The sequence below is a fragment of the Ruegeria sp. BC2 genome (assembly GCF_056539245.1).
Window position 1 is genome coordinate 1,529,400 of record NZ_JBQFUQ010000001.1, and the last position, 21,527, is coordinate 1,550,926.

Consider the following 21,527-nt stretch of genomic DNA (forward strand, 5'->3'; position numbering starts at 1 on the left):
ATAGGATTCGGGGCGCGCAAAACGGGCGCGCCGGGCAAATTTGACGCCTTCTATTTGCCTAGCCGCCGAAGGGCAAGGGGCAAGGTGCCAGATTGGCCTTGTTTTGCCACCCTGCCCTACAAAAAACGCCCCGGACAGAGCCGGGGCGCCATGAATTCACAACAACATCCGGATCAGAACTTCCAGCGGGCCCCCAGGACCCAAGCTTCGTTCTTGTCAAACGACGTCCCGTCGTTGAAGTCGTGGTTGCGATACTTCAGGTAGGCATCGGTGTTGATGCTGTCGATGCGCTGCACCACTGCGATACCCCAAGACTCGGTGCTGGACCCGTCCGTGTTGAAATCGGAACCATCATAGTAGTCGATGCCGATACCAGTCTTACCCCAGGACACCCAATTATCCTCGTAGGCGATCTTGGTGTACCAGAAGTTGGGATCGCTTTCGCCCGACACGTTGTTTCGGGTACCGGCAGCAGCGGTGAAGCTGAAGCCGCTGGGCAGCAGTACCGATGCCGAGCCGATCGTGTCTTCACGGTCGCCCGAACCATCGTCGAAATCACGCACCGCATAGGCCACGCTTGCCGCGAACTCGACTCCACCGGCAAAGGTGTTGTTGTAGTTCAGAGCAACGTCGTAATAGTCGTCGTCATCACTGCTGGACAGGATGTTCTGACCATAGGCGAAGCTTGCCGAAAAGCCGCTGAAATCCGGCGTGTCATACCGCACGCGGCCACGGCGCGCGCCGTCAAAGTTGCTGCTGGAGTCGCCGACGGTGATGTCGCTGAGGGTTCCGTCGGTTCCGCGGTAGAAGAAGCCCGAGTTTTCATCGTTGGTGAACGAATACAGCGCGGTGCCGACATAAGACAGGTCAGTTTCCGCTGCACCGTCAGACGCCATGCTGCCCTGACCGGCCGAGAATTTACCCCAGCCACCTTTTAGCGCAAAATCCACGTGACGAATGTCTTCCCGGGTCCAGCCGCTGAAATCGGTTCCCAGCTGGTTCCACTCGCTCGAGTTCGGCAGACCCAGCGCGGTTTCAAAGCGGAAGGTGAATTCGTTCTGGCCAAACGGCTGCATCAGGCTCAGGCCGACGCGGCTGTTGGACAGGTCGTTGTCCAGCAGGCGGGTATCGGTCTCTTGGCCGTCGTCAACCGAGATGATTGCCGGGTTGAACTGCCCATACAGCAGAACATAGCCACCGCTGTTGTTCTCATATTTCAGTTCTGCCGCGGCGGGGATGGCCGTGGTGGCCGCCAGAACAACGGCGACTGAGGAGAGTTTGATGTTCAATGTCATAGCACTCACCATGAAAGGTTCGGGTTTCAGGTACTGCCCAGATGTTCAGTGGAACTGTCCGGTTCCAGAGGCCCCTACGCCATTCAGCTCGATCATTGCAAATCCGCCACAAAGACAGAGTGGCAGCAAAGCAAAATGTCCGTGTTATCAATATTTTAACAACAAACGTGCGCAGGCTTCAGACGGCCCGCAAGAGAATTCTGCCATCCGGCCATGCGTTTGGCAAACACTCGCTATGCATTTGCGCGGTCTTGACAGCAAAAACCCGCCGATATTTTAGCCTTGCGCCTTGGGAACACGCAAGAACTTCATACCTGAAGACGCTTGAGCACACCGGGCAGTTGCTCGGGAAGGTCTTCCGCGATCAATCCCGGGCCAAAAGCGCGCGCGCACTCCACGTGAAGCCAGACGGCGGTTTCGGCGGCATTCAGCGGGTGCAATCCACGTGCCAGCAGCCCGGTCAAAAAACCCGCCAACACGTCGCCCGCTCCTGCGGTCGCCAGCCACGGCGCGGCCCGATCATAGTGGGCTGAATGGATCGAGCACCGACCGTCCGGACCCGCAATCACAGTGTCCGGTCCCTTCAAAAGTACCACGCAACCTGCCCTGCCGGCCGCCTCGCGCACGGCATCAACCTTTGAGAAAGCTGGGCCATTCTTGGGGTGCAAGGAAAGCTTGGCCGAGATATCGGGGAACAGACGGGCGAATTCGCCGCCGTGCGGTGTCAGGACGCAGTTTTCATGCAAGATCTTCATCAGTGACGCCGGATCCTCGGCAAATGCCGAAAGAGCGTCGGCATCCAGCACGGTTGCCCTTCCGGACTCCAATGCCACGGGGACCAACGATCGGGCCCTGTCCAGGCCCAATCCAGGCCCCAGACACAGCGCGTTCAGACGTTGGTCCCGCAATGCAATGGCCAGCCCTTCCGCGCCTGCGATCTGCTCAATCATGACCGCGGTGACTTGGCTGGCGACTTCCTGCAATGCGGCGGGAGGGACACCCAGCGTGACAAGACCGGCGCCCACGCGCAACGCTCCGCGGGAAGCCAATCGCGCGGCACCTGTTCTACCTGTGTCGCCTGTCAGGATCAGCGCATGACCGTGGCCGTATTTGTGATCGAAAGCCGATTTCCGCAGATCAGGCAGATTTTCGGGGCCCAACAACACGCTCGGCCGGTGATCTGGCGTTTCTTCAACTGACAGAGCCGGCAGACCGATATCGACAACGGACATCCTGCCACAGCACTCTGGTCCCTCGGCCAGATAATGGCCCGGCTTTGCGGTATGAAACGTCACCGTCAGGTTGGCCGAAACGGCGCAGTCTTCGGGGGCAAATCCCTCTGACACCAGACGCCGACCACTGTCCGCGCATAGGCCGCTGGGAATGTCCACACAGACGACACGTGGGCAACCACCTTCCGACAGTGACGCTTTCCACTGGCCCAATTTACGCATTGTGCGGGGCAGCCCGGCTACCGGTCTCGTTAGTCCGGTTCCGAACAAGGCATCAACCGCCAGAACAGTATCCGAACAGGCCGCGGCGTAGGCATCGAGCGCGTCATCAGACAGCACATGGCACGAACCCATCGCGCACCAACGCTTGTAGTTCGCCCGCGCGTCTGCAGGCAACTTCTCGGGGTCGCCCAACAGGAAAAGGTCCACGGTCCACCCCCACTCTTTCAGAATGCGCGCCACTACAAAACCGTCGCCGCCATTGTTGCCCGGCCCGCAGAACACAACGGCCCGGCCGGACCCGGCCGCGAGGTCAGGCCAGGTTTCAAAGACGGCCTCGACCACACCACGACCTGCGCGCTCCATCAGTTCCAGGCCGGTGACAAGGCCGGATTCGATTGCGGCGCGTTCAGCCGCCCTCATCTGGGACGAACTCAGCAGTTTTGGCATCCGAAACCCTCACGCGATTCAAATCTGATTACTTTTTGTGCAACTTGCCTAAAAATTGGCCCGCTGCCCAGAATCCCTTCACCAGCAGACGGTCAATTCGGCAATCGCATTGCCGCCCGATCTTAGACGTGATCACTGCCATTCTGACAACCATGCGAGGTGAGCCCGGATGAAAAAGATCGAAGCGATCATCAAGCCGTTCAAATTGGACGAAGTGAAAGAGGCCCTGCAGGACGTTGGCGTCCAGGGTCTTAGCGTGATCGAAGTCAAGGGCTTCGGCCGCCAGAAAGGACACACCGAACTGTACCGCGGCGCGGAATATGTGGTGGACTTTCTGCCCAAGGTCAAAGTCGAGGTCGTTCTGGATGCCGATCAGGTCGATGCGGCCATCGAAGCCATCGTGTCGGCCGCCAAAACCGACAAGATCGGGGACGGCAAGATCTTTGTCTCGTCCGTTGAACAAGCCATTCGCATCCGGACCGGCGAGACCGGCTCGGACGCGCTGTAAAACCAATTCTGCAATCTAGAGGAACATAGTAATGAGCAAGGACGCAGTTCTTCAGCTGATCAAAGACGAGGGTGCCGAGTATGTCGACATCCGCTTCACCGATCCGCGTGGCAAGCTTCAGCACGTGACCGTCATGGCCGACCAGGTCGACGAAGACTTCCTTGAGGAAGGCTTCATGTTCGACGGTTCGTCCATCGCCGGCTGGAAGTCGATCGAAGCATCGGACATGAAACTGATGCCCGATACCGAAAGCGCTTATGTCGATCCCTTCTATGCGGAAAAGACTATCTGCCTGCACTGCTCGGTCGTGGAACCCGATACCGGCGAAGCCTATGAGCGTGACCCCCGCGGCACCGCGCAGAAGGCCGAAGCCTACCTGAAGTCTTCGGGCGTTGGCGACGTGGCTTACATGGGCCCCGAGGCCGAGTTCTTCCTGTTCGACGACGTGCGTTTCTCGAACAGCATCAACAAGGTGTCCTACGAAGTTGATGCAACCGATGCATCCTGGAACACCGACACCGAATACGAGATGGGCAACATGGGCCATCGTCCGGGCGTCAAGGGTGGCTACTTCCCGGTCAACCCGATCGACGAAGCCCAGGACCTGCGTTCGGAAATGTTGTCGACCATGAAGCGTCTGGGCATGAAGGTCGACAAGCACCACCACGAAGTGGCCTCGTGCCAGCACGAGCTGGGCCTGATCTTCGACAGCCTGACCAAGCAGGCCGACGAGCTGCAGAAATACAAGTACGTCATCCACAACGTCGCGCACGCCTACGGCAAGTCGGCCACTTTCATGCCGAAGCCGATCGCAGGCGACAATGGCACCGGTATGCACGTCAACATGTCGATCTGGAAGGACGGCAAGCCGCTGTTTGCAGGCGACAAATATGCCGATCTGTCGGACGAAGCCCTGTGGTTCATTGGCGGTATCCTCAAGCACGCCAAGACCCTGAACGCTTTCACCAACCCGTCGACCAACAGCTACAAGCGCCTGATCCCGGGCTTCGAAGCCCCCGTTCTGCGCGCCTACTCGGCCCGCAACCGTTCGGGTTGCGTCCGTATCCCGTGGACTGAATCGCCGAAGGCCAAGCGCGTCGAGGCCCGCTTCCCCGATCCGTCGGCAAACCCCTACCTGGCGTTTGCGGCACTGCTGATGGCCGGCCTGGACGGCATCAAGAACAAGATCGATCCGGGCGAAGCCATGGACAAGAACCTGTACGATCTGCCCGCCGAAGAACTGGCCGGTATCCCGACCGTCTGCGGCAGCCTGCGCGAGGCGCTGGAATGTCTGGCGGCCGATCACGACTTCCTGCTGCAGGGCGACGTGTTCACCAAAGACCAGATCGACGGCTACATCGCACTGAAGATGGAAGAGGTCGAAACCTACGAGCACACTCCGCACCCGGTCGAATACGGCATGTACTACAGCTGCTGACCCCGGTCGGAAGTCCAATGAAAAGACCTTGGGGGGCGTCCTGTCGGGCGCCCCTTTTCAGTGGTGCAAGGCCCCGATATTTCCCTTTGTGACAGGCGCCTTTGCCGCTAGGCTGAAGATCAATTCAATTATCAGGATTTTTCATGCGCCTTCTCGCCCTGACCCTCTCTGCAGCACTTCTTGTTTCAGGCGCTGCTGCGCAAACGATCGACCGGATCAAAGAAACACGCGAAATCCGATTTGGGTTTCGTACAGATGCTGCCCCGCTTTCGTTCATCAACGACAAGGAGCGACCCGACGGGTTGTCCGTGATGGTCTGCGACCAAGTTGCCCGAGCCATCGCCAGCCGACTGGGTGCGGACGACCTCACCGCACAGTTCATTCCGGTGCAGTCGGATACACGCTTTGACATGGTCGCCTCTGGCCAGATCGACCTGTTGTGCGGCGCGGCGACAATCACACTGTCGCGGCGGGAAACCGTCGATTTTTCGATCCCGATCTTCGTAGACGGAACATCGGTTTTGCTGCCGATAGATGCGGAAACCACGATGGCGTCGCTTTCCGGCAAGAAAGTCGGCATGCGCAGCAGCACGACCACCGAAGAAGCCGTGTTCAACTCGTTCGGATCTGCGGGGATCGAGGCAAAGCTCGTTCGGTTCGCCTCGCATCCCGACGGGATCAAGGCTTTGCGGGACGGAGAGATCGACGCCTATTTCGCCGACCAATCCATCCTTTTGGTGAATTATCTAGCAGCTGGATTGAAGGACGACTTCAAAATCTCGCAGGAGATTCTGACGATTGAAAAACAGGGCCTGGCCCTTGCACGCGGCGATGATGACTTTCGCCTGATGGTCGATGAGATTCTGTCGCAGATGTATGCACAAGGCACGATGGAAGAGATATTTCGCGCCGCACTCCCCGGGATTGAACCCAGCGAGGCCCTGAAAGCCCTGTACGTTATCGCACCCACCCTGCCCTGATTTCCAGGAGGTCTCCATGCGCCTTACGGTCCTGTCCGTTTTCATTGCACTGAGTGCACCCATTGCGGCGCAGTCCGCTCCCTGCGGGAACACAGGCGCTGGTTTTGAAGCCTGGAAGGCCGATTTTGCCAAGCAGGCGCGCAAAGCCGGAGTAAAGAAAAAAGGGCTGCAGGCTCTGGCGCAAACCCAATACGCCACGCGAACCATCGCCGCGGATCGGGGGCAAAAAAGCTTCAAATACTCCCTCGACAAGTTCATGAAGGTTCGAGGGGCGGATACGATCGTGGCCCAGGGCCGCAAGCGCAAGGCCAGAAACCCGGAATTCTACGCGGCGCTGGAGCGTCAGTACGGTGTCCCGGCCGGCGTTCTGATTGCCATTCACGGCATGGAAACCGGGTTCGGAAACTTCATGGGCGACAGCCAGGTTGTTTCCGCAATCACAACATTGGCCTACGATTGTCGCCGGTCCGACTTCTTTGTTCCCCATGCCATCGGAGCGCTGAAACTGGTCGATCAGGGGGCGATCACGGTGGCAACAAAAGGGGCAAAACATGGCGAGTTGGGCCACACCCAGTTTCTGCCCGGCAATGCTCTGACCTATGGCGTGGACGCCACGGGTGACGGGCGCGTGGACTTCTACAACATGACGGATGCGTTGGCCTCAACCGCAAATTTTCTTCGGCAGAAAGGGTGGAAACCCGGCCGGGGCTATCAACCCGGCGAACCGAATTTTGCGGTGATCCAGCAATGGAATGCCGCATCGGTTTACCAAAAATCAATTGCGATCATGGCCGCTCGAATCGACAACTGAGGCTTTGTCAGCAACCTGACCGCCGCACTCAATTCCGCCACATTGCTGCCACAGTGTCGGGCGGAAAGCTCTAATTTCTTGGTTTCCAAAGCGTAATCAATCGTCGCAAAAATTCATTTTTTTGCAATATGGTCAAAATTTGACCCTCATCACCAACTAGAGTGTTGGTTCAGTATTCGTACGGCAGAGGGCAAGACTGTGACCACGAAGCACAGATACCACGGTGGCCTGCAATTCAACGGCGACACGAACGGCGCGTTGGAGCGGTTCGGCCATATCGTGGTGGCAACTCTTGAGGACTACGGGCATCTTGTGGAACGCAAGACCCTGCTGAGCCAGACCGAGGCAACCATCGTGTCCAGCCAGTACCTTGTCCGTTTGACCCTCGAGTCCGAACCCCGGGAGACCAGCGACCGCTATGGGCGTCTGGACCGTACGGTTGGCCTGAAGACCATGGTGCGCCCATCGGCGGCACGACCGCGCAACCGATTGGTGATCTCGGTCTCGCCTGTTTCCGGCCTGGTGGATGACCCCGAGATTTCCGAATTGATGCTTGTCGTCATGCTGTATCGGATGGTCGACATCTGCTCGACGCAACGAGTGGAATGGCTGTCGCCGAAAACCGTTTTGACGATCGAACAGTTCATGGGCGCGTTTGACTCGTTGATGCCACGCAAGCAGCGGAACCGCCGCGAGGCGTTCGAGGCGGTCAGCGGACCTTTCGCCGGCCTTGAGCCCGCTGCAACTGATGACCACGAAGCCGTCAAATCACCGGCAAAGCCGCCGCGCCCAATTCAACTGACCGATGAACAATTGCTCAGCATCGCCTTCCGTTCCGACGAGGCCGACGCACCCGTTTCCGATGCACCGGCCGCGACGGATGGCGATGAAGACCGGCCCAGTGACGCGTTGCGACTGACCAGCTGGGCCCTGACCGGTGCCGTGGCCAGCCTGTCGGCGCCGATTGCTCTGTCGATGGCCGCTGTGAACCTCATCCGGGGCGAAGACTTTCGCCTGAACACTCAGGTCCTGGCCTATACGGTCGCCATCGTGTCGCTGAACTCAAGTGGTGCGTTTGCCGATGTCGCCAATGCGATCGGACTGTAACTGAATTACCAGAAGACCCTCCTTGGAGGCCCCGCCATCAGGCGGGGTTTTCCATTTCTGGCAGGTGCTCGACCGGCACGACATAGGTGTGGATCGAGAACACCACGGCCCGGGTCTCGGGCAACCGCAAAAGCGTTTGCCGCTCGCTGCGCAGATACCGGGTGGTACCACGGTCCCGGATCTCGCGCGGGGCGCTGGCGCTGCGGGGCTGGTGCAGTTCGGGGTCGTCATACCACAGCGCGTTGAACCGCCACAAAGGCCGGCCGACCTGAATCCCGTCGAACAGGCGCTGAACCCGGCGCGCGATGTTGAGATCGTAGCTGTCGACCGGCTCGTGAATGTCGACCAGTGGTCGCATGAATTTCTCGGACAGACGCCAGCTGGCGGGAAAGCACAGGATGGCCCCGGTCAGCACATGCTCGTCGCCCTGTTTCTGCAGGATGCAGAAATCCTCCTGCGCCAGATGGCAAAGCGTATCCAAAGGGGTGTCGCGTTCAATCGGCACGGCCACGCCATCCGGCCGCAGTGCGGTGTCGGTTGCGTCGGGATAGGCCTGCGCCAGAACCAGATCCAGCAGTTCGACGGCGGCCGGGTGGGCCTGCGGGTCCAGCGCCAGAACGTCGTCCCGGCGGGTTTCAAGCAGGTGCTGACGGTGGCGCATCTGCGCGGCGAAGGCATCATCGCGATGCAGCCAGTATTCCATAGTGGTCGGCGCGATCCCCGGCAGCGATCGCTGGTGGGTCGGATCATAGGGCAGAGTCTGTTGCAGAATGGCTGTCATGACCTTGGGTTAGCACTCGAAACAGGCCTTGTCGGTCAAAAAGCGACTGGCAAATCGTCGCAATTCACCCAGACAGGGCCGCCCTGCCCCTTCAGGCTGAACCGGCATGCAGGGAGGCGCGCCGTGAACCACCACTACCGAGATACCCGCAAGATCGACCCAAGCCGCGGCGCGACGCTGGGCGACGGCACGCCGAACGACAATGACCGGATCGAGATCGGCCCCACACAACTTGCATTCAACGAATGGGCCACCGCCGGGTTGCAACTGCCCAACCTGGACCGCATGCGCGAATATCGCTGGAAACGGCTGACCCAGGCGATCGTCGATCGGGGCTATGGCGGGCTGTTGATGTTCGACCCTCTCAACATCCGATACGCCACCGACAGCACCAACATGCAGTTGTGGAACACCCACAACCCCTTCCGGGCCGTGCTGCTGTGCGCCGATGGCTACATGGTGATCTGGGACTACAAGAACTCGCCCTTCCTGTCCAAGTTCAACCCGCTGGTGCGGGAACAACGCTCGGGTGCGGACCTGTTCTATTTCGACCGGGGCGACAAGGTGGATGTGCAGGCGGACGTGTTCGCCAACGAGGTGCGCGTGCTGATGCAGGATCACGCCCCCGGCCACACCCGTCTGGCGGTGGACAAGATCATGCTGCATGGCCTCCGCGCGCTCGAGGCGCAGGGCTTCGAGATCATGGAAGGCGAAGAGGTCACCGAAAAGACCCGCGCCATCAAAGGCCCTGACGAGATTCTGGCCATGCGCTGCGCCAGCCACGCCTGCGAAACCGCCGTGGCCGAGATGGAAAAATTCGCCCGCGCCCATGTGGGCGACGGCAAGACCTCCGAAGATGACATCTGGGCCGTTCTGCACGCCGAGAACATCAAGCGCGGTGGCGAGTGGATCGAAACCCGCTTGCTGGCCTCAGGGCCACGTACCAACCCGTGGTTTCAGGAATGCGGGCCGCGGATTACTCAGAAGAACGAAATCATCGCCTTTGATACCGATCTGATCGGCAGCTACGGTATCTGCGTCGACATCTCTCGCACTTGGTGGATCGGGGACGAAAAGCCGCGCCCCGACATGGTCTATGCCATGCAGCACGCGCACGAGCACATCATGACCAACATGGAGATGCTGAAGCCCGGCGTGATGATCCCCGACCTGACCGCCAACTGCCACAAGCTGGACGACAAATTTCAAGCGCAGAAATACGGCTGCCTGATGCATGGCGTGGGCCTGTGCGACGAGTGGCCGTTGGTGGCCTATCCGGACAAGGCAGTGCCAGGCTCATATGATTATCCGCTGGAACCCGGCATGGTACTGTGCGTCGAGGCCGCCGTGGGCGAAGTGGGCGGCGATTTCTCGATCAAGCTGGAAGATCAGGTTCTGATCACCGAAGACGGCTTTGAGAACCTGACCCGCTATCCGTTCGATTCCGCGCTTATGGGGCTCGACTAGGCCTCAATCCGCCCAGTGAGAGCGACGCACATTTCCGTGCCAATCCTCAAGCACCGGCTCTGCCGATGCGCCCGGCGAAAACGTGTCTTGGGGCCAGTGCAGTCCGGCGGCAAATCCGATGGCCGTGGCCAGAAAAACGGCAACCGCCTTACCGACCTGTGCAACTTCGAAATGCGCTGCGTCTGTCGAATGTGTCATCTCCGCGCTCCTTGATCTTTTGGTTTCGGTTAGGCCGAACATGGGAGCTTCTGACTCATTATTAAAACCAATTGTTGTTCGACTAGACTTCACAAATTGTGATCAACGCGCTGACAAAGGGCGCCTCACGATCACCGCCTGCGCCCTCACCTTCCCGTGACGGTCCTGTCACAAGGGTTGAGACTGCACTGCCTTATTCACAGTATTGCGCTTAGCATCACAGCCTGAGGACCCTACATGCCCACAGAACGCGTCACATTTTCCGGTCACGATGGTGGCAAGCTGGCTGCTCGGCTGGATCTCCCCGATGGGCCGGTGCTGGCAACTGCGTTGTTTGCGCATTGCTTTACCTGCTCCAAGGACATTCCCGCGGCCCGGCGCATCAGCGCGCGGCTTGCAGCGATGGGATTTGCCGTTCTACGGTTCGACTTCACCGGGCTGGGCCATTCCGAAGGCGAGTTCGCCAACACGACTTTCACTTCGAACGTTGAGGATCTGATCGCCGCTGCGCAGTTTCTTGCGGGTCGGAACATGGCGCCTGACCTGCTTGTCGGGCATTCTTTGGGCGGGGCCGCGGTCTTACGGGCGCGGGCCGGTATACCCTCGGTAAAGGCGGTGGTCACGATCGGCGCCCCGGCCGATCCCGGCCATGTGGCTCATCACTTTGAAGACGCACGGGGCCAGATCGAACAGGATGGCAGCGCCGAAGTTCTGCTGGGTGGGCGCCCCATCCGTATCGGCCGAGAGTTTGTGCGCGACATCTCTGAATCCGAACTGACGCCCTCGATTGCCGAGTTGAAGGCCGCGCTGCTGATCCTGCATGCGCCGCGTGACGAAACAGTCAGCGTCGACAATGCCAGCACGATCTTTCTGGCCGCCAAGCACCCTAAAAGCTTTGTAACGCTGGACGACGCAGACCACCTGATCACCCGTCCAAAGGATGCAGAATACGCCGCGGACGTCATCGCGGCCTGGGTATCGCGCTATGTCCCGCTGTCGCCGCCCGCCCCGCCGCCGGGCGCGCCCGAAGGCGTGGTGCGCGTGACCGAAGTGGACCCGGGCGGATTTCTTCAGGACATTCAATCAGGTCCCAGCCATCATGCCGTGGCGGATGAGCCGGCCTCTTACGGCGGGACCGATCGCGGCATGTCGCCTTATGGCTTCGTTTCTGCCGGGCTTGGGGCGTGCACTTCGATGACCATCCGAATGTATGCGCGACGCAAGCAATGGCCCCTGACCGGGATCAGCGTGGATGTCTGTCACAACAAGGTGCACGCGCAGGACGCGGGGTTGGCGGGGGATGGAAAGGTCGACCAGTTCCGCCGCAAGATCCGACTGGACGGACCGCTGGACAATGACCAGCGGACCAAGCTTCTTGAGATTGCCGACAAATGCCCGGTGCACCGCACGCTTGAAAATTCGGCGCATATCACCACCGAACTGCTGCCGCCGGAACCTGTTGCGGCTCCGGCGTGAACCGATATCCGGTCCGGATGGCCTATCGCCGAGGCGCAGGCCTGTGGATCGGGGGCCGTGCCGCTGGTGGGCGGGCCACGGGCGGTCGAGGACGCGCCGGCGGCTTGGCGATCGGAGGTTTGGGCCGCGCAGGCGGTTTCGCAATTGGCGGCTTGGGTTTGGGCGGCGGTTTTCCACCCGGCGGTTTGCCTGGCGGCGGAGGGCGGTCCACGTCTATGTCGACATTCACGTTGCGGTAATAGTCGTTCCACAGCATCGAGTCATAGAACGGGTCGTATCCGTATCCTACGCCGACCGTGACGCCTTCACAGCCCGAGAGGGTGAATCCCCCGGCCCCAAGCGTCAGAACGATGACGGATCGCTTCAAAAATGTTCCTGCCATTGTCACGCCCTCACTGTACTGACCGGAATGACGCGAAGATGGCATTCAGATCCTCGACATAGCCAGGATCTGCACCGTCGCGCAGGATGGTCACCACAACCGCAACACGGTTGCGCGGCAGGTCGATCACCGTCGCGGTGAAGTTGATCCCGCGCCCGTCACGGGTGCCGGTGCCGCGAATGACCCGGGCCGGCAAACCGCCGATGCGCATGTTCGCATCACTTGTCACCTCTGGGTTTTTGACCAGAAACTTGTCGACATCCTGCAAGTAACGGACCCCGTCCTCGATGCTGGCAACGCCGAACGGCGACACGAATCCGATCCAGACCGAGTCATCTGTGACCGGGCGCGCAGCCATCACCCGGCTTACGGACCGGGTATCGCCCAGTTGTGTATCCTCGAGATCGCGTGGGCCGCCCGTGCGCAGCATCCAGAAATCCGGGACATCGAACTGAAACAGCGCACGCCCCCCTTCGGTGTAGGTGACCGGCGTATCGCTCAGCCCCGCACCTGCCATCCCGACCCAAAAAGCCGCGCCGATGGCAAAAAGGTTTTTCTTAAACAAGCTGATATCTCTATTTGTTGGTGTCATCGTCCCGAGGATGAGCGATGCAACCCGCGCTTGTCCAGTTTTTAAAGAGTTTTGCTCAGGGGCCCGCCCGACCTGCATTGCCGCCTAATCTGCATATACGCCGACTGTCGCATCGCCGGCCTCTCCCACAAATCGGATCCGCGTACCGTCCGACTGAACATCGTAACAGGCCCAAAAGTCAGACGGTGGCCAGATCGAACAATATCTGTCATCCCGCACGGCCCAGCGCCCCGAGCTGGGTCGACCCGAGAAATACTGCGTGGCCATAGACGGCTCGAAGACCTGTGTAGCTCCGTTGTCATAGGACAGCGTCCGGCCTGACAAGGCGTGGAGAATCTGCGCGCCCGTCAGCGGTCGGAACGTGTCGGCCGCCAGAATTTCGGGCCAAACCAACAAAATCAGGGCAAACCGTCTCATCCCGCGTCTCCTGCCTTGTCCCAACGGTCCGGCGAGTCTATCACCCGCGCCAACACCCATTGCCAACCGAAAAAGGTGCCGCCGCCCATGATTCCCCGCTATTCCCGCCCCGAAATGGTTGCCGTCTGGTCGCCCGAGACCAAGTTCCGCATCTGGTACGAGATCGAGGCCCATGCCTGCGACGCGATGGCCGATCTGGGCGTCATCCCGCGCGAAAACGCCGAGGCCGTCTGGAAGGCCAAGGACGTGGAATTCGACGTGGCCCGCATCGACGAGATCGAGGCCGTGACCAAGCATGACGTCATCGCCTTTCTGACCCATCTGGCCGAGCATGTCGGCAGCGATGAGGCCCGCTTTGTCCACCAGGGCATGACCAGCTCGGACGTGCTGGATACCTGCTTCAACGTGCAACTGACCCGCGCCGCCGACATCCTGATCGCCGATCTCGAAGGCTTGCTGGCCGCGCTCAAGCGCCGCGCCTACGAGCACAAGGACACTGTCCGCATCGGCCGCAGCCACGGCATTCATGCCGAACCCACCACCATGGGCCTGACCTTCGCGCGCTTCTACGCCGAGATGGACCGCAACCTGTCGCGGATGCGCGACGCCCGCGCCGAGATCGCCACCGGCGCCATCAGCGGCGCGGTCGGCACCTTCGCCAATATCGAACCCCGCGTCGAAGAGCATGTCTGCGAAAAGCTGGGCCTGGTGCCCGAGCCGATCAGCACGCAGGTCATCCCGCGCGATCGCCACGCGGCCTTCTTTGCCACGCTGGGCGTGATCGCCAGCAGCATCGAGAACATCGCGATCGAAATCCGCCACATGCAGCGCACCGAGGTTCTGGAGGCCGAGGAGTTCTTCTCGAAAGGCCAGAAGGGCTCGTCGGCGATGCCGCACAAGCGCAACCCGGTGCTGACCGAGAACCTGACCGGCCTGGCCCGGTTGGTGCGCATGACCGTGATCCCGGCGATGGAGAACGTGGCCCTATGGCACGAGCGCGACATCAGCCACAGCTCGGTCGAGCGCAACATCGGCCCCGACGCCACCGTGACCCTGGATTTCGCCCTGTCGCGCCTGACCGGGGTGATCGACAAGCTGGTGGTCTATCCGGACAACATGCTGGCCAACATGAACAAGTTCCGCGGTCTGGTCATGAGCCAGCGCGTGCTGCTGGCCCTGACTCAGGCCGGCGTCAGCCGCGAGGACGCCTATCGCCTGGTGCAGCGCAACGCGATGAAGGTCTGGGAAGAAGGCAAGGACTTCAAAACCGAACTGCTGGCCGACCCGGATGTGACCGCAGCGCTGAGCAAGGAAGAGATCGAAGAAAAATTCGACCTTGGTTATCACACCAAACATGTCGACACGATCTTCGAGCGGGTGTTCGGCGAGTAACCCTCGACGCAGGAACGGCTTTTGCCGGGGCCCGGGTCGCGCTGCGCGATCCGGGCCCCTGTCTTTTGCGGAAACGTCCGAAATCGGCTATGCTGAATGGGCAATTTCCGTTCAAGGAGAGCCCATCATGATCCGCACGACACTCTGCGCACTGGCCCTTGCCCTGTCCGCCTCGTCCGCATTCGCCTGCCAAGGCCACAGCAAGCAATCGCAATCCTGTGCGCCTGGTACGACTTGGGATTCGGCCTCGGAAAGCTGCGTGAAAAACGCCAGCAGCTGAATTCTTGTCCTACTTGTGAATAAAAGCGAGCCATTGGCTGTTAGCTTTTTTGAAGAACGCACTATGCTTCTTGCGAGCAGCCCTTGGAACGGAGTAGGATAATGCGCCTTTTGATGGCCACGGCACTAGCCCTTCAGACCTTTGCCTTTGCCCCCGCGGTCAGTGCCGCCGGCGGTGACAGCAGCCCCCCAAAACCGACGAATACCACCAAGAAATGCCTGTTCGGCCGCGTCTATGACGAAGCAGCCGGCCGTTGCGTCAAGCCGAACAAGACCAATTTCAGCGAAGAGCAATTGTATCAGGCCGTGCGCGAGCTTGCTTATGACGGCCAGTTCGAAAATGCGCAGAACGTGTTGCGGGTCATGGATCAAGACGATGATCGCGTTTTGACGTATTGGGGTTTCACCTACCGCAAAATGGGCGAAGCCGAGCTGGCCGAAACCTATTACCAACGCGCAATCGAATCCAATCCTGACAACATCCTGGCCCGCAGCTATATGGGCCAAGGATATGTCACCGAAGGGAAAACCGAACTGGCCATCGCGCAATGGCGCGAGATCAAGTCACGCGGAGGAGAAGGCACCTGGGCCGAAGCGTCTCTTCGCGAAGCGATCCGCACGGGGCTGACTTACAGCTACTAGGTTCAGTCTTTCTTTACTCGACTCTCGCTAATCTGCCTGCGGAACAAAAATTGACACCGCAGGCAGATGCAAGATTCACATGCTTTGGTACAGACCGCACCGGGTAATTCTGCTCCGGCCGAGAAACAGACGGATGACGCCCCTCGCGTCGTTCCTCGTCAACTCACGCTCGGCCAGAAGGCCGCCATCATCGTACGCCTGCTATTGAACGAGGGAGCCGATCTTCCGTTGGAGGAGCTGCCCGACGAACTGCAGGAACGGCTGACCCTCCAACTGGGCCGGATGGGGCTGGTTGACCGCGTGACCCTCGCTGCGGTCGCGCAAGAATTCGCAGATGCGCTGGACAGCGTCGGACTTGCCTTTCCGCACGGCTTGGCCGGGGCGCTGGACGCGGTAAATGGCAAGATTGCCCCGGCGACCGCCGCCCGGCTGCGCAAGGTCGCGGGTGTGCGCCAGGTCGGCGATCCATGGCTGCGCCTGCGTGACACCCCTGCTGAAGACCTTGCGCGTATGGCTCAGGCCGAAAGCATCGAAGTTGCGGCCGTCATGCTATCCAAGCTAGATACGGCGAAGGCAGCACAGTTGTTGGCGCAATTGCCCGGGCCGGTGGCCAGACGGATTACCTATGCCGTTTCAAAAACCGCCAACGTGACGCCCGAGGCGGTGGAGCGGATCGGCTGGTCCCTGGCCGCGCAACTCGATCAACGCCCAGTTCCGGCCTTCACCGATTCACCCGACACGCGCGTCGGGGCGATCTTGAACCAATCCCCCCCATCCACGCGTGACGGACTGCTGGACGCGCTCGATGAGGAGGATACTGAGTTCGCCAGCGCTGTTCGAAAGTCCATCTTCACCTTTGCGCACATCGCCACGCGCATCGCTGCACGGGATGCGCCTGCCATCCTGCGCGAAGTCGATCAGCCAATTCTGATAGCCGCTCTGGCTGGCGCAAGAACCGAGGATGACAAGGCCTCGGTCGACCATCTGCTGTCCAACATATCCGCACGGATGGCCGACAACCTGCGCGAGGAAATTGCTGAACGCGGCAAGGTCAAGCAGGCCGAAGCAGAGGAGGCCATGACCCAGATTGTCGGTGCGATCCGCACACTCGTGGACGCAGGCACAATCACCTTGGTCGAAGCGGACGCCGATGGCAACGAGGACTAAGGGCTGCCCGCCGCTGGCTCGGATGCCGTAGAACCAGGGCTCGGGACAATGCTTGTGGTTGTTGCGCGCCGGCTGTATGTCTGAATCCGCAATTCACAACACCCGGTGAGATCCCCCGATGCCCGTCGAAAAGTCGGAACTGAGCCGCTTTGAGCTTGGTCAATACTATGTCGCCAACCTGTTCCTGAAAGGCATGATCGGCGCAATGCGCCTTTTGCCCTATGAACGGCGCATTGCGACGATGGGGGCGATCGTGCGCGGGTTGGCCCCGGCAGTTGGGTTCGCCAAACGTGTGCGAAGCAACCTGAAACTGACCTGCCCTGACCTGCCTGAAGCCGAAGTCAAACGCATTTGCCGTGCGGTGCCCGACAACGCAGGCCGCGCGATCATGGAACACTTCTCGCCCGAGGATTTCACTGAACGGCAGAAGAACGCAAAAGTATCAGGTTCAGGAATCGCCGCATTTGAACAAGCGGTGGCCGAAGGTCGGCCGGTGATGATGATCACCGCACATTTCGGCCACTACCTTGCTGCGCGGATCGCTTTGCAGGCGCGCAGCGGCAAGCCGATTGGCTGCCTGTACCGCCGCATGGCCAATCCGTATTTCAACGAGATGTATGTCGACGCCTTCCACAAAACCGGCGAGCCGATGTTCGAACAAGGTCGGCGCGGCATGGTGGAAATGGTTCGGTCCCTGAAAAAGGGCGGCATCATCGCCATCGTATCGGACCTGCACGCCCATGGCGGTGAAGAATTGACGTTTTTTGGCAAACCCGCAGTCACGTCGGTTTTGAACGCGGAATTGGCGATGAAATACGATGCCGTTCTCATTCCTTGTTACGCGGTGCGCCAAGCCAACGGTATCGATTTCGAGATCGTTTTGCATGATCCGGTGCCGCATACGGACCCCAAGACCATGACCCAATTCATCAACGATGACCTCGAAGGCATGGTGCGGAAACACATGGGCCAATGGTTCTGGATTCACCGACGGTGGAAAGCCTGGAATGGGCTGGGTGTGCAGCCTCAGGACATGCCCTGAGCCGCCCTCTACTTCACCCTCGTTGAGGCGATGATCGGGCCACTGCCGGTGCCCTGAATCAGAACCACCGCGGGCAGGTCCGAAGACAGTTCGATCTGAAAATCCTGTTCAGCCGACCCGTTCCATCGGCCGGCTTCGTGCCATTCCTCAACGACATTCGCGTAGTCCAGATCGTGTCCGGCCAGCTCGCCCCGTCGAATCGACGCGTGGCGCAAGGGCGTGTATTGCACGACCACCACGTCATAGTTTTTCGCAGCGGCGAGATCGACCGGAGCAACGCGGACCGTTACCATGTTCCCGGACCTCTGCGCCGAAACCGACGCGGTGGGCGCGGCGGTCAAATGCGCGTCGATCAATCGGTTCAAATCGCGGGTTTTGGCACCGACGACATCCTGCTGTCCATTGATCACCATCTGAGGGGTATAGATCATCGAACGGCCGCCGCGCCGCGCATACGCTCGTTGACGGTCCGTATGCGCCGGATCGGCATACTGATCCTTCCAACCGATATAATCCCAATAGTCCACGTGCAGCGCCAAGCCGATCACGTCGTCGCGCTTGGCGAGATCGTGCATGATCGCATCTGCCGGCGGGCAGGACGAACACCCCTGCGAGGTAAACAATTCGACCACCACTGGGCTGTCCGCCCAGGCCGAAGACGCCGACAGGAATACGGACGCAAGAACTGTGGTCAGGGCTGATCTTTTCATTTCACTCTCGGTTTGAAGGGCCTGCAAGCACCGGTGTACTCCGCCACCGGATCAAGCGCCAATCAAGGTTTCTTGAGACAGGTTTCGGCGGCAATCCGCAAAAATGTGTGCAATGGTATACAAAAATTGCCGCACCCGCCCTGTTGGACCTTGAACCGCAGGCCATGGTGATGCAGATACCGCTCAGCGAATCCCAATTCCACGTCATTTGAGAGGGAGGCCACAGATGCCCATCAAAGTCGGACAGGATACCGCCAAGACACGCCGCAGCCTGAGCGTGAATGGCAAGTCCATCTCGTATTACTCGATCCCCGCCGCGCAAGAGGCCGGCCTGGGCGATTTCTCCAAGCTTCCCGCCGCGCTGAAAGTGGTGCTGGAAAACATGCTGCGGTTCGAGGACGGCGGCTTCTCGGTCTCGGTCGATGACATCAAGGCTTTTGCCGAATGGGGTGCCAACAACGGGAAGAACCCGCGCGAGATCGCTTACCGCCCTGCCCGCGTGCTGATGCAGGACTTCACCGGCGTTCCGGCCGTTGTCGACCTGGCCGCGATGCGCGACGGCATCAAGGCGCTGGGGGGCGACGCCCAGAAGATCAACCCGCTGAACCCCGTTGACCTGGTCATCGACCACTCGGTCATGATCGATGAATTCGGCAACCCGCGCGCCTTCCAGATGAACGTGGACCGCGAATATGAGCGCAACATGGAGCGCTACCAGTTCCTGAAATGGGGCCAGAGCGCGTTCAACAACTTCCGCGTGGTACCGCCGGGCACCGGCATCTGCCACCAGGTGAACCTGGAATACCTGGCCCAGACCGTCTGGACCGACACCGACCAGAACGGCGAAGAAGTCGCATATCCCGACACGCTGGTCGGCACCGACAGCCACACCACTATGGTCAACGGCATGGCCGTTCTGGGCTGGGGCGTTGGCGGGATCGAGGCCGAGGCCGCGATGCTGGGTCAGCCGATCTCGATGCTGATCCCCGAAGTGATCGGGTTTGAACTGACCGGCGAGATGGTCGAAGGCACCACCGGCACCGACCTGGTTCTGAAAGTCGTGGAGATGCTGCGCGCCAAGGGCGTGGTGGGCAAGTTCGTTGAATTCTACGGCGAAGGCCTGGACCGTCTGCCGCTGGCCGACCGTGCAACCATCGCCAACATGGCGCCCGAATACGGCGCGACCTGCGGCTTCTTCCCGATCGACAACGAAACCCTGCGCTACCTGCGCAACACTGGCCGTGACGAGGACCGCATCGCGCTGGTCGAAGCCTACGCCAAGGAAAACGGTTTCTGGCGCGACGAGAACTATGCCCCGGTCTACACCGACACGCTGTCCCTGGACATGAGCACGATCGTTCCCGCGATCTCGGGCCCCAAGCGTCCGCAGGATTATGTGCCGCTGACAAACGCCAAGGCCGCTTTCCGCCAGGAGATGGAAAACACTTTCAAGCGCCCGATGGGCAAGGAAGTGCCGGTCAAAGGCGAAGACTACACCATGGAATCGGGCAAGGTCGTGATCGCTTCGATTACGTCGTGCACCAACACCTCGAACCCCTATGTGATGATCGGTGCGGGCCTTGTCGCACGCAAGGCGGCGGCTTTGGGCCTGGACCGCAAACCGTGGGTCAAAACCTCGCTGGCGCCGGGATCGCAGGTCGTGTCCGCATATCTTGAGGCCGCTGGCCTGCAGGAAGATCTGGACAAGGTCGGCTTCAACCTCGTTGGTTACGGCTGCACCACCTGCATCGGCAACTCGGGCCCGATCCAGAAAGAGATCTCGGAGGCCATCGCCGAGGGCGACCTGGTGGCGACCTCGGTCCTGTCGGGCAACCGCAACTTCGAAGGCCGGATCTCGCCGGACGTGCGCGCCAACTACCTGGCTTCGCCGCCGCTGGTGGTGGTTTATGCACTGGCCGGTACGCTGGACATCGACCTGACCTCGGAACCGATCGGTCAGGACAAGGACGGCAACGACGTCTACATGAAAGACATCTGGCCGACCCAGAAAGAGATCGCCGAACTGGTCGAGGCAACCGTAACCCGCGAGGCATTCCAGTCGAAATATGCTGATGTCTTCAAGGGCGACGAGAAATGGCAATCGGTCGAAACCACCGATGCCGAGACCTATGACTGGCCGCCTACGTCGACCTACATCCAGAACCCGCCCTACTTCCAGGGTATGGGGGCACAGCCGGGCACCATCTCGAACATCGAAGGCGCCAAGGTTCTGGCCATTCTGGGCGACATGGTGACCACCGACCACATCTCGCCGGCTGGTTCGTTTGCAACCACCAGCCCCGCGGGCAAATACCTGCTGGAGCGCCAGGTGCAACCGCGCGAGTTCAACTCGTACGGGTCGCGTCGTGGCAACCACGAGGTCATGATGCGCGGCACCTTCGCCAACATCCGCATCAAGAACGAGATGCTGGACGGTGTCGAGGGTGGTTACACCAAAGGCCCCGATGGGCAGCAGACCTCGATCTATGACGCATCGATGGCCTATCAGGCAGAAGGCACTCCGCTGGTCGTGATCGGCGGCGAGCAGTATGGCGCCGGTTCCTCGCGGGACTGGGCAGCCAAGGGCACCGCGCTGCTGGGCGTCAAAGCCGTGATCGCAGAAAGCTTCGAACGTATCCACCGCTCGAACCTGGTGGGTATGGGCGTCATCCCGTTCGAGTTCACCGCCGGCGACAACCGCAAGACGCTGGGCTTGAAAGGCGACGAGACCTTCTCGATCCACGGTCTGGACACGATCCAGCCGCTGCAAGAGGTGCCCTGCACCATCACCTACGCAGACGGGACCGAGAAGACCATCACACTCAAGTGCCGCATCGATACCGCGCCCGAGATCGAATACATCGAAAACGGCGGCGTGCTGCACTATGTGCTACGGAACCTGGCCAAGGCCAGCTAAGCCGGCACAAAGCCAAGAACGCAAG

The 21,527-nt window shown here is 60.3% G+C and carries 21 protein-coding genes; 13 read left to right on the forward strand and 8 right to left on the reverse strand.

Features of this window, described 5'->3' with window-relative positions; genetic code table 11:
• Positions 1-173: 173 nt before the first annotated feature.
• Together ACR0CU_RS07555 and ACR0CU_RS07560 are read right to left on the reverse strand one after the other, a co-directional pair.
• Positions 174-1,295, reverse strand: coding sequence for a porin (locus ACR0CU_RS07555; protein WP_170446523.1), 1,122 nt, complete (start codon positions 1,293-1,295; stop codon positions 174-176).
• 308 nt (positions 1,296-1,603) lie between these two features.
• The gene (locus tag ACR0CU_RS07560; protein ID WP_170446525.1) at positions 1,604-3,196 is read right to left on the reverse strand and encodes an NAD(P)H-hydrate dehydratase; all 1,593 of its coding nucleotides are present in this window, start codon (positions 3,194-3,196) and stop codon (positions 1,604-1,606) included.
• 169 nt (positions 3,197-3,365) lie between these two features.
• Between ACR0CU_RS07560 and ACR0CU_RS07565 the strand changes: the two genes are divergently transcribed.
• The 5 genes from ACR0CU_RS07565 (at position 3,366) to ACR0CU_RS07585 (ending at position 8,040) form a co-directional block, all read left to right on the forward strand.
• Complete coding sequence (locus ACR0CU_RS07565; protein ID WP_093962420.1) at positions 3,366-3,704, forward strand: P-II family nitrogen regulator; 339 nt, start codon at positions 3,366-3,368, stop codon at positions 3,702-3,704.
• 31 nt (positions 3,705-3,735) lie between these two features.
• Positions 3,736-5,142 (forward strand): type I glutamate--ammonia ligase, encoded by a 1,407-nt coding sequence (glnA, locus tag ACR0CU_RS07570; RefSeq protein ID WP_093962421.1) that lies wholly within the window; start codon positions 3,736-3,738, stop codon positions 5,140-5,142.
• A gap of 143 nt (positions 5,143-5,285) precedes the next feature.
• A complete protein-coding gene (locus ACR0CU_RS07575; protein WP_170338549.1) occupies positions 5,286-6,122 on the forward strand; it encodes an amino acid ABC transporter substrate-binding protein in 837 nt (278 codons plus the stop codon).
• Positions 6,123-6,138: 16 nt separating this feature from the next.
• Complete coding sequence (locus ACR0CU_RS07580; RefSeq protein WP_170338547.1) at positions 6,139-6,933, forward strand: lytic murein transglycosylase; 795 nt, start codon at positions 6,139-6,141, stop codon at positions 6,931-6,933.
• A gap of 198 nt (positions 6,934-7,131) precedes the next feature.
• Complete coding sequence (locus ACR0CU_RS07585) at positions 7,132-8,040, forward strand: hypothetical protein (RefSeq protein ID WP_342355356.1); 909 nt, start codon at positions 7,132-7,134, stop codon at positions 8,038-8,040.
• Positions 8,041-8,077: 37 nt separating this feature from the next.
• On the opposite strand, the gene ACR0CU_RS07590 is transcribed toward ACR0CU_RS07585, so the two are convergent.
• Positions 8,078-8,821: a heme-dependent oxidative N-demethylase family protein gene (locus tag ACR0CU_RS07590; protein ID WP_170446527.1), complete on the reverse strand. Its 744-nt coding sequence runs from the start codon at positions 8,819-8,821 to the stop codon at positions 8,078-8,080.
• Between the two features lie 123 nt (positions 8,822-8,944).
• On the opposite strand from ACR0CU_RS07590, the gene dddP reads away from it, so the two are divergent.
• A complete protein-coding gene (dddP, locus tag ACR0CU_RS07595; protein ID WP_170446529.1) occupies positions 8,945-10,288 on the forward strand; it encodes a dimethylsulfonioproprionate lyase DddP in 1,344 nt (447 codons plus the stop codon).
• A 3-nt stretch (positions 10,289-10,291) separates the two neighbouring features.
• Here dddP and ACR0CU_RS07600 read toward each other — a convergent pair whose 3' ends face one another.
• The gene (locus tag ACR0CU_RS07600; protein ID WP_170370681.1) at positions 10,292-10,486 is read right to left on the reverse strand and encodes a hypothetical protein; all 195 of its coding nucleotides are present in this window, start codon (positions 10,484-10,486) and stop codon (positions 10,292-10,294) included.
• Between the two features lie 237 nt (positions 10,487-10,723).
• Here ACR0CU_RS07600 and ACR0CU_RS07605 point away from each other — a divergent pair, with 237 nt between their 5' ends.
• Entirely contained in the window at positions 10,724-11,962 is a 1,239-nt protein-coding gene (locus tag ACR0CU_RS07605) for a bifunctional alpha/beta hydrolase/OsmC family protein (RefSeq protein WP_170446532.1), read from the forward strand.
• Positions 11,963-11,984: 22 nt separating this feature from the next.
• Here the strand turns inward: ACR0CU_RS07605 and ACR0CU_RS07610 are convergent, their stop codons facing one another.
• The 3 genes from ACR0CU_RS07610 to ACR0CU_RS07620 all read right to left on the reverse strand — a co-directional run bounded on the left by ACR0CU_RS07610 (position 11,985) and on the right by ACR0CU_RS07620 (position 13,353).
• Positions 11,985-12,344 (reverse strand): hypothetical protein, encoded by a 360-nt coding sequence (locus ACR0CU_RS07610; protein WP_170372312.1) that lies wholly within the window; start codon positions 12,342-12,344, stop codon positions 11,985-11,987.
• Positions 12,345-12,354: 10 nt separating this feature from the next.
• Positions 12,355-12,909, reverse strand: coding sequence for a hypothetical protein (locus ACR0CU_RS07615; protein ID WP_254428878.1), 555 nt, complete (start codon positions 12,907-12,909; stop codon positions 12,355-12,357).
• 111 nt (positions 12,910-13,020) lie between these two features.
• Positions 13,021-13,353: a hypothetical protein gene (locus ACR0CU_RS07620; RefSeq protein ID WP_170370683.1), complete on the reverse strand. Its 333-nt coding sequence runs from the start codon at positions 13,351-13,353 to the stop codon at positions 13,021-13,023.
• 87 nt (positions 13,354-13,440) lie between these two features.
• On the opposite strand from ACR0CU_RS07620, the gene purB reads away from it, so the two are divergent.
• The 5 genes from purB to ACR0CU_RS07645 all read left to right on the forward strand — a co-directional run bounded on the left by purB (position 13,441) and on the right by ACR0CU_RS07645 (position 17,875).
• On the forward strand, positions 13,441-14,745 hold the full coding sequence (purB, locus tag ACR0CU_RS07625; RefSeq protein WP_170446533.1) for an adenylosuccinate lyase: 1,305 nt from the start codon (positions 13,441-13,443) through the stop codon (positions 14,743-14,745).
• 127 nt (positions 14,746-14,872) lie between these two features.
• Positions 14,873-15,025 (forward strand): adenylosuccinate lyase, encoded by a 153-nt coding sequence (locus ACR0CU_RS07630; protein WP_141138470.1) that lies wholly within the window; start codon positions 14,873-14,875, stop codon positions 15,023-15,025.
• 101 nt (positions 15,026-15,126) lie between these two features.
• Positions 15,127-15,666 (forward strand): tetratricopeptide repeat protein, encoded by a 540-nt coding sequence (locus ACR0CU_RS07635; protein WP_170432035.1) that lies wholly within the window; start codon positions 15,127-15,129, stop codon positions 15,664-15,666.
• 66 nt (positions 15,667-15,732) lie between these two features.
• On the forward strand, positions 15,733-16,833 hold the full coding sequence (locus ACR0CU_RS07640; RefSeq protein ID WP_170446535.1) for a flagellar motor switch protein FliG: 1,101 nt from the start codon (positions 15,733-15,735) through the stop codon (positions 16,831-16,833).
• 118 nt (positions 16,834-16,951) lie between these two features.
• Complete coding sequence (locus tag ACR0CU_RS07645) at positions 16,952-17,875, forward strand: lysophospholipid acyltransferase family protein (protein WP_170446538.1); 924 nt, start codon at positions 16,952-16,954, stop codon at positions 17,873-17,875.
• 8 nt (positions 17,876-17,883) lie between these two features.
• Here the strand turns inward: ACR0CU_RS07645 and ACR0CU_RS07650 are convergent, their stop codons facing one another.
• Positions 17,884-18,585 (reverse strand): DUF1223 domain-containing protein, encoded by a 702-nt coding sequence (locus tag ACR0CU_RS07650; RefSeq protein WP_170446540.1) that lies wholly within the window; start codon positions 18,583-18,585, stop codon positions 17,884-17,886.
• 226 nt (positions 18,586-18,811) lie between these two features.
• On the opposite strand from ACR0CU_RS07650, the gene acnA reads away from it, so the two are divergent.
• Entirely contained in the window at positions 18,812-21,502 is a 2,691-nt protein-coding gene (acnA, locus tag ACR0CU_RS07655) for an aconitate hydratase AcnA (RefSeq protein ID WP_480642756.1), read from the forward strand.
• The last annotated feature ends 25 nt before the right edge of the window (positions 21,503-21,527 follow it).

Excerpts from the sequence above, each read along its gene's own strand:
- ACR0CU_RS07600 (WP_170370681.1), bottom strand. The coding sequence starts at position 10,486 with ATGACACATTCGACAGACGCAGCGCATTTCGAAGTTGCACAGGTCGGT.
- glnA (WP_093962421.1), top strand. The coding sequence starts at position 3,736 with ATGAGCAAGGACGCAGTTCTTCAGCTGATCAAAGACGAGGGTGCCGAG.
- ACR0CU_RS07575 (WP_170338549.1), top strand. The coding sequence starts at position 5,286 with ATGCGCCTTCTCGCCCTGACCCTCTCTGCAGCACTTCTTGTTTCAGGC.
- ACR0CU_RS07555 (WP_170446523.1), bottom strand. The coding sequence starts at position 1,295 with ATGACATTGAACATCAAACTCTCCTCAGTCGCCGTTGTTCTGGCGGCC.
- ACR0CU_RS07650 (WP_170446540.1), bottom strand. The coding sequence starts at position 18,585 with ATGAAAAGATCAGCCCTGACCACAGTTCTTGCGTCCGTATTCCTGTCG.
- ACR0CU_RS07640 (WP_170446535.1), top strand. The coding sequence starts at position 15,733 with ATGCAAGATTCACATGCTTTGGTACAGACCGCACCGGGTAATTCTGCT.
- ACR0CU_RS07580 (WP_170338547.1), top strand. The coding sequence starts at position 6,139 with ATGCGCCTTACGGTCCTGTCCGTTTTCATTGCACTGAGTGCACCCATT.
- purB (WP_170446533.1), top strand. The coding sequence starts at position 13,441 with ATGATTCCCCGCTATTCCCGCCCCGAAATGGTTGCCGTCTGGTCGCCC.
- ACR0CU_RS07635 (WP_170432035.1), top strand. The coding sequence starts at position 15,127 with ATGCGCCTTTTGATGGCCACGGCACTAGCCCTTCAGACCTTTGCCTTT.
- acnA (WP_480642756.1), top strand. The coding sequence starts at position 18,812 with ATGCCCATCAAAGTCGGACAGGATACCGCCAAGACACGCCGCAGCCTG.
- ACR0CU_RS07565 (WP_093962420.1), top strand. The coding sequence starts at position 3,366 with ATGAAAAAGATCGAAGCGATCATCAAGCCGTTCAAATTGGACGAAGTG.
- ACR0CU_RS07620 (WP_170370683.1), bottom strand. The coding sequence starts at position 13,353 with ATGAGACGGTTTGCCCTGATTTTGTTGGTTTGGCCCGAAATTCTGGCG.
- ACR0CU_RS07560 (WP_170446525.1), bottom strand. The coding sequence starts at position 3,196 with ATGCCAAAACTGCTGAGTTCGTCCCAGATGAGGGCGGCTGAACGCGCC.
- ACR0CU_RS07605 (WP_170446532.1), top strand. The coding sequence starts at position 10,724 with ATGCCCACAGAACGCGTCACATTTTCCGGTCACGATGGTGGCAAGCTG.
- ACR0CU_RS07590 (WP_170446527.1), bottom strand. The coding sequence starts at position 8,821 with ATGACAGCCATTCTGCAACAGACTCTGCCCTATGATCCGACCCACCAG.
- ACR0CU_RS07630 (WP_141138470.1), top strand. The coding sequence starts at position 14,873 with ATGATCCGCACGACACTCTGCGCACTGGCCCTTGCCCTGTCCGCCTCG.
- ACR0CU_RS07645 (WP_170446538.1), top strand. The coding sequence starts at position 16,952 with ATGCCCGTCGAAAAGTCGGAACTGAGCCGCTTTGAGCTTGGTCAATAC.
- ACR0CU_RS07610 (WP_170372312.1), bottom strand. The coding sequence starts at position 12,344 with ATGGCAGGAACATTTTTGAAGCGATCCGTCATCGTTCTGACGCTTGGG.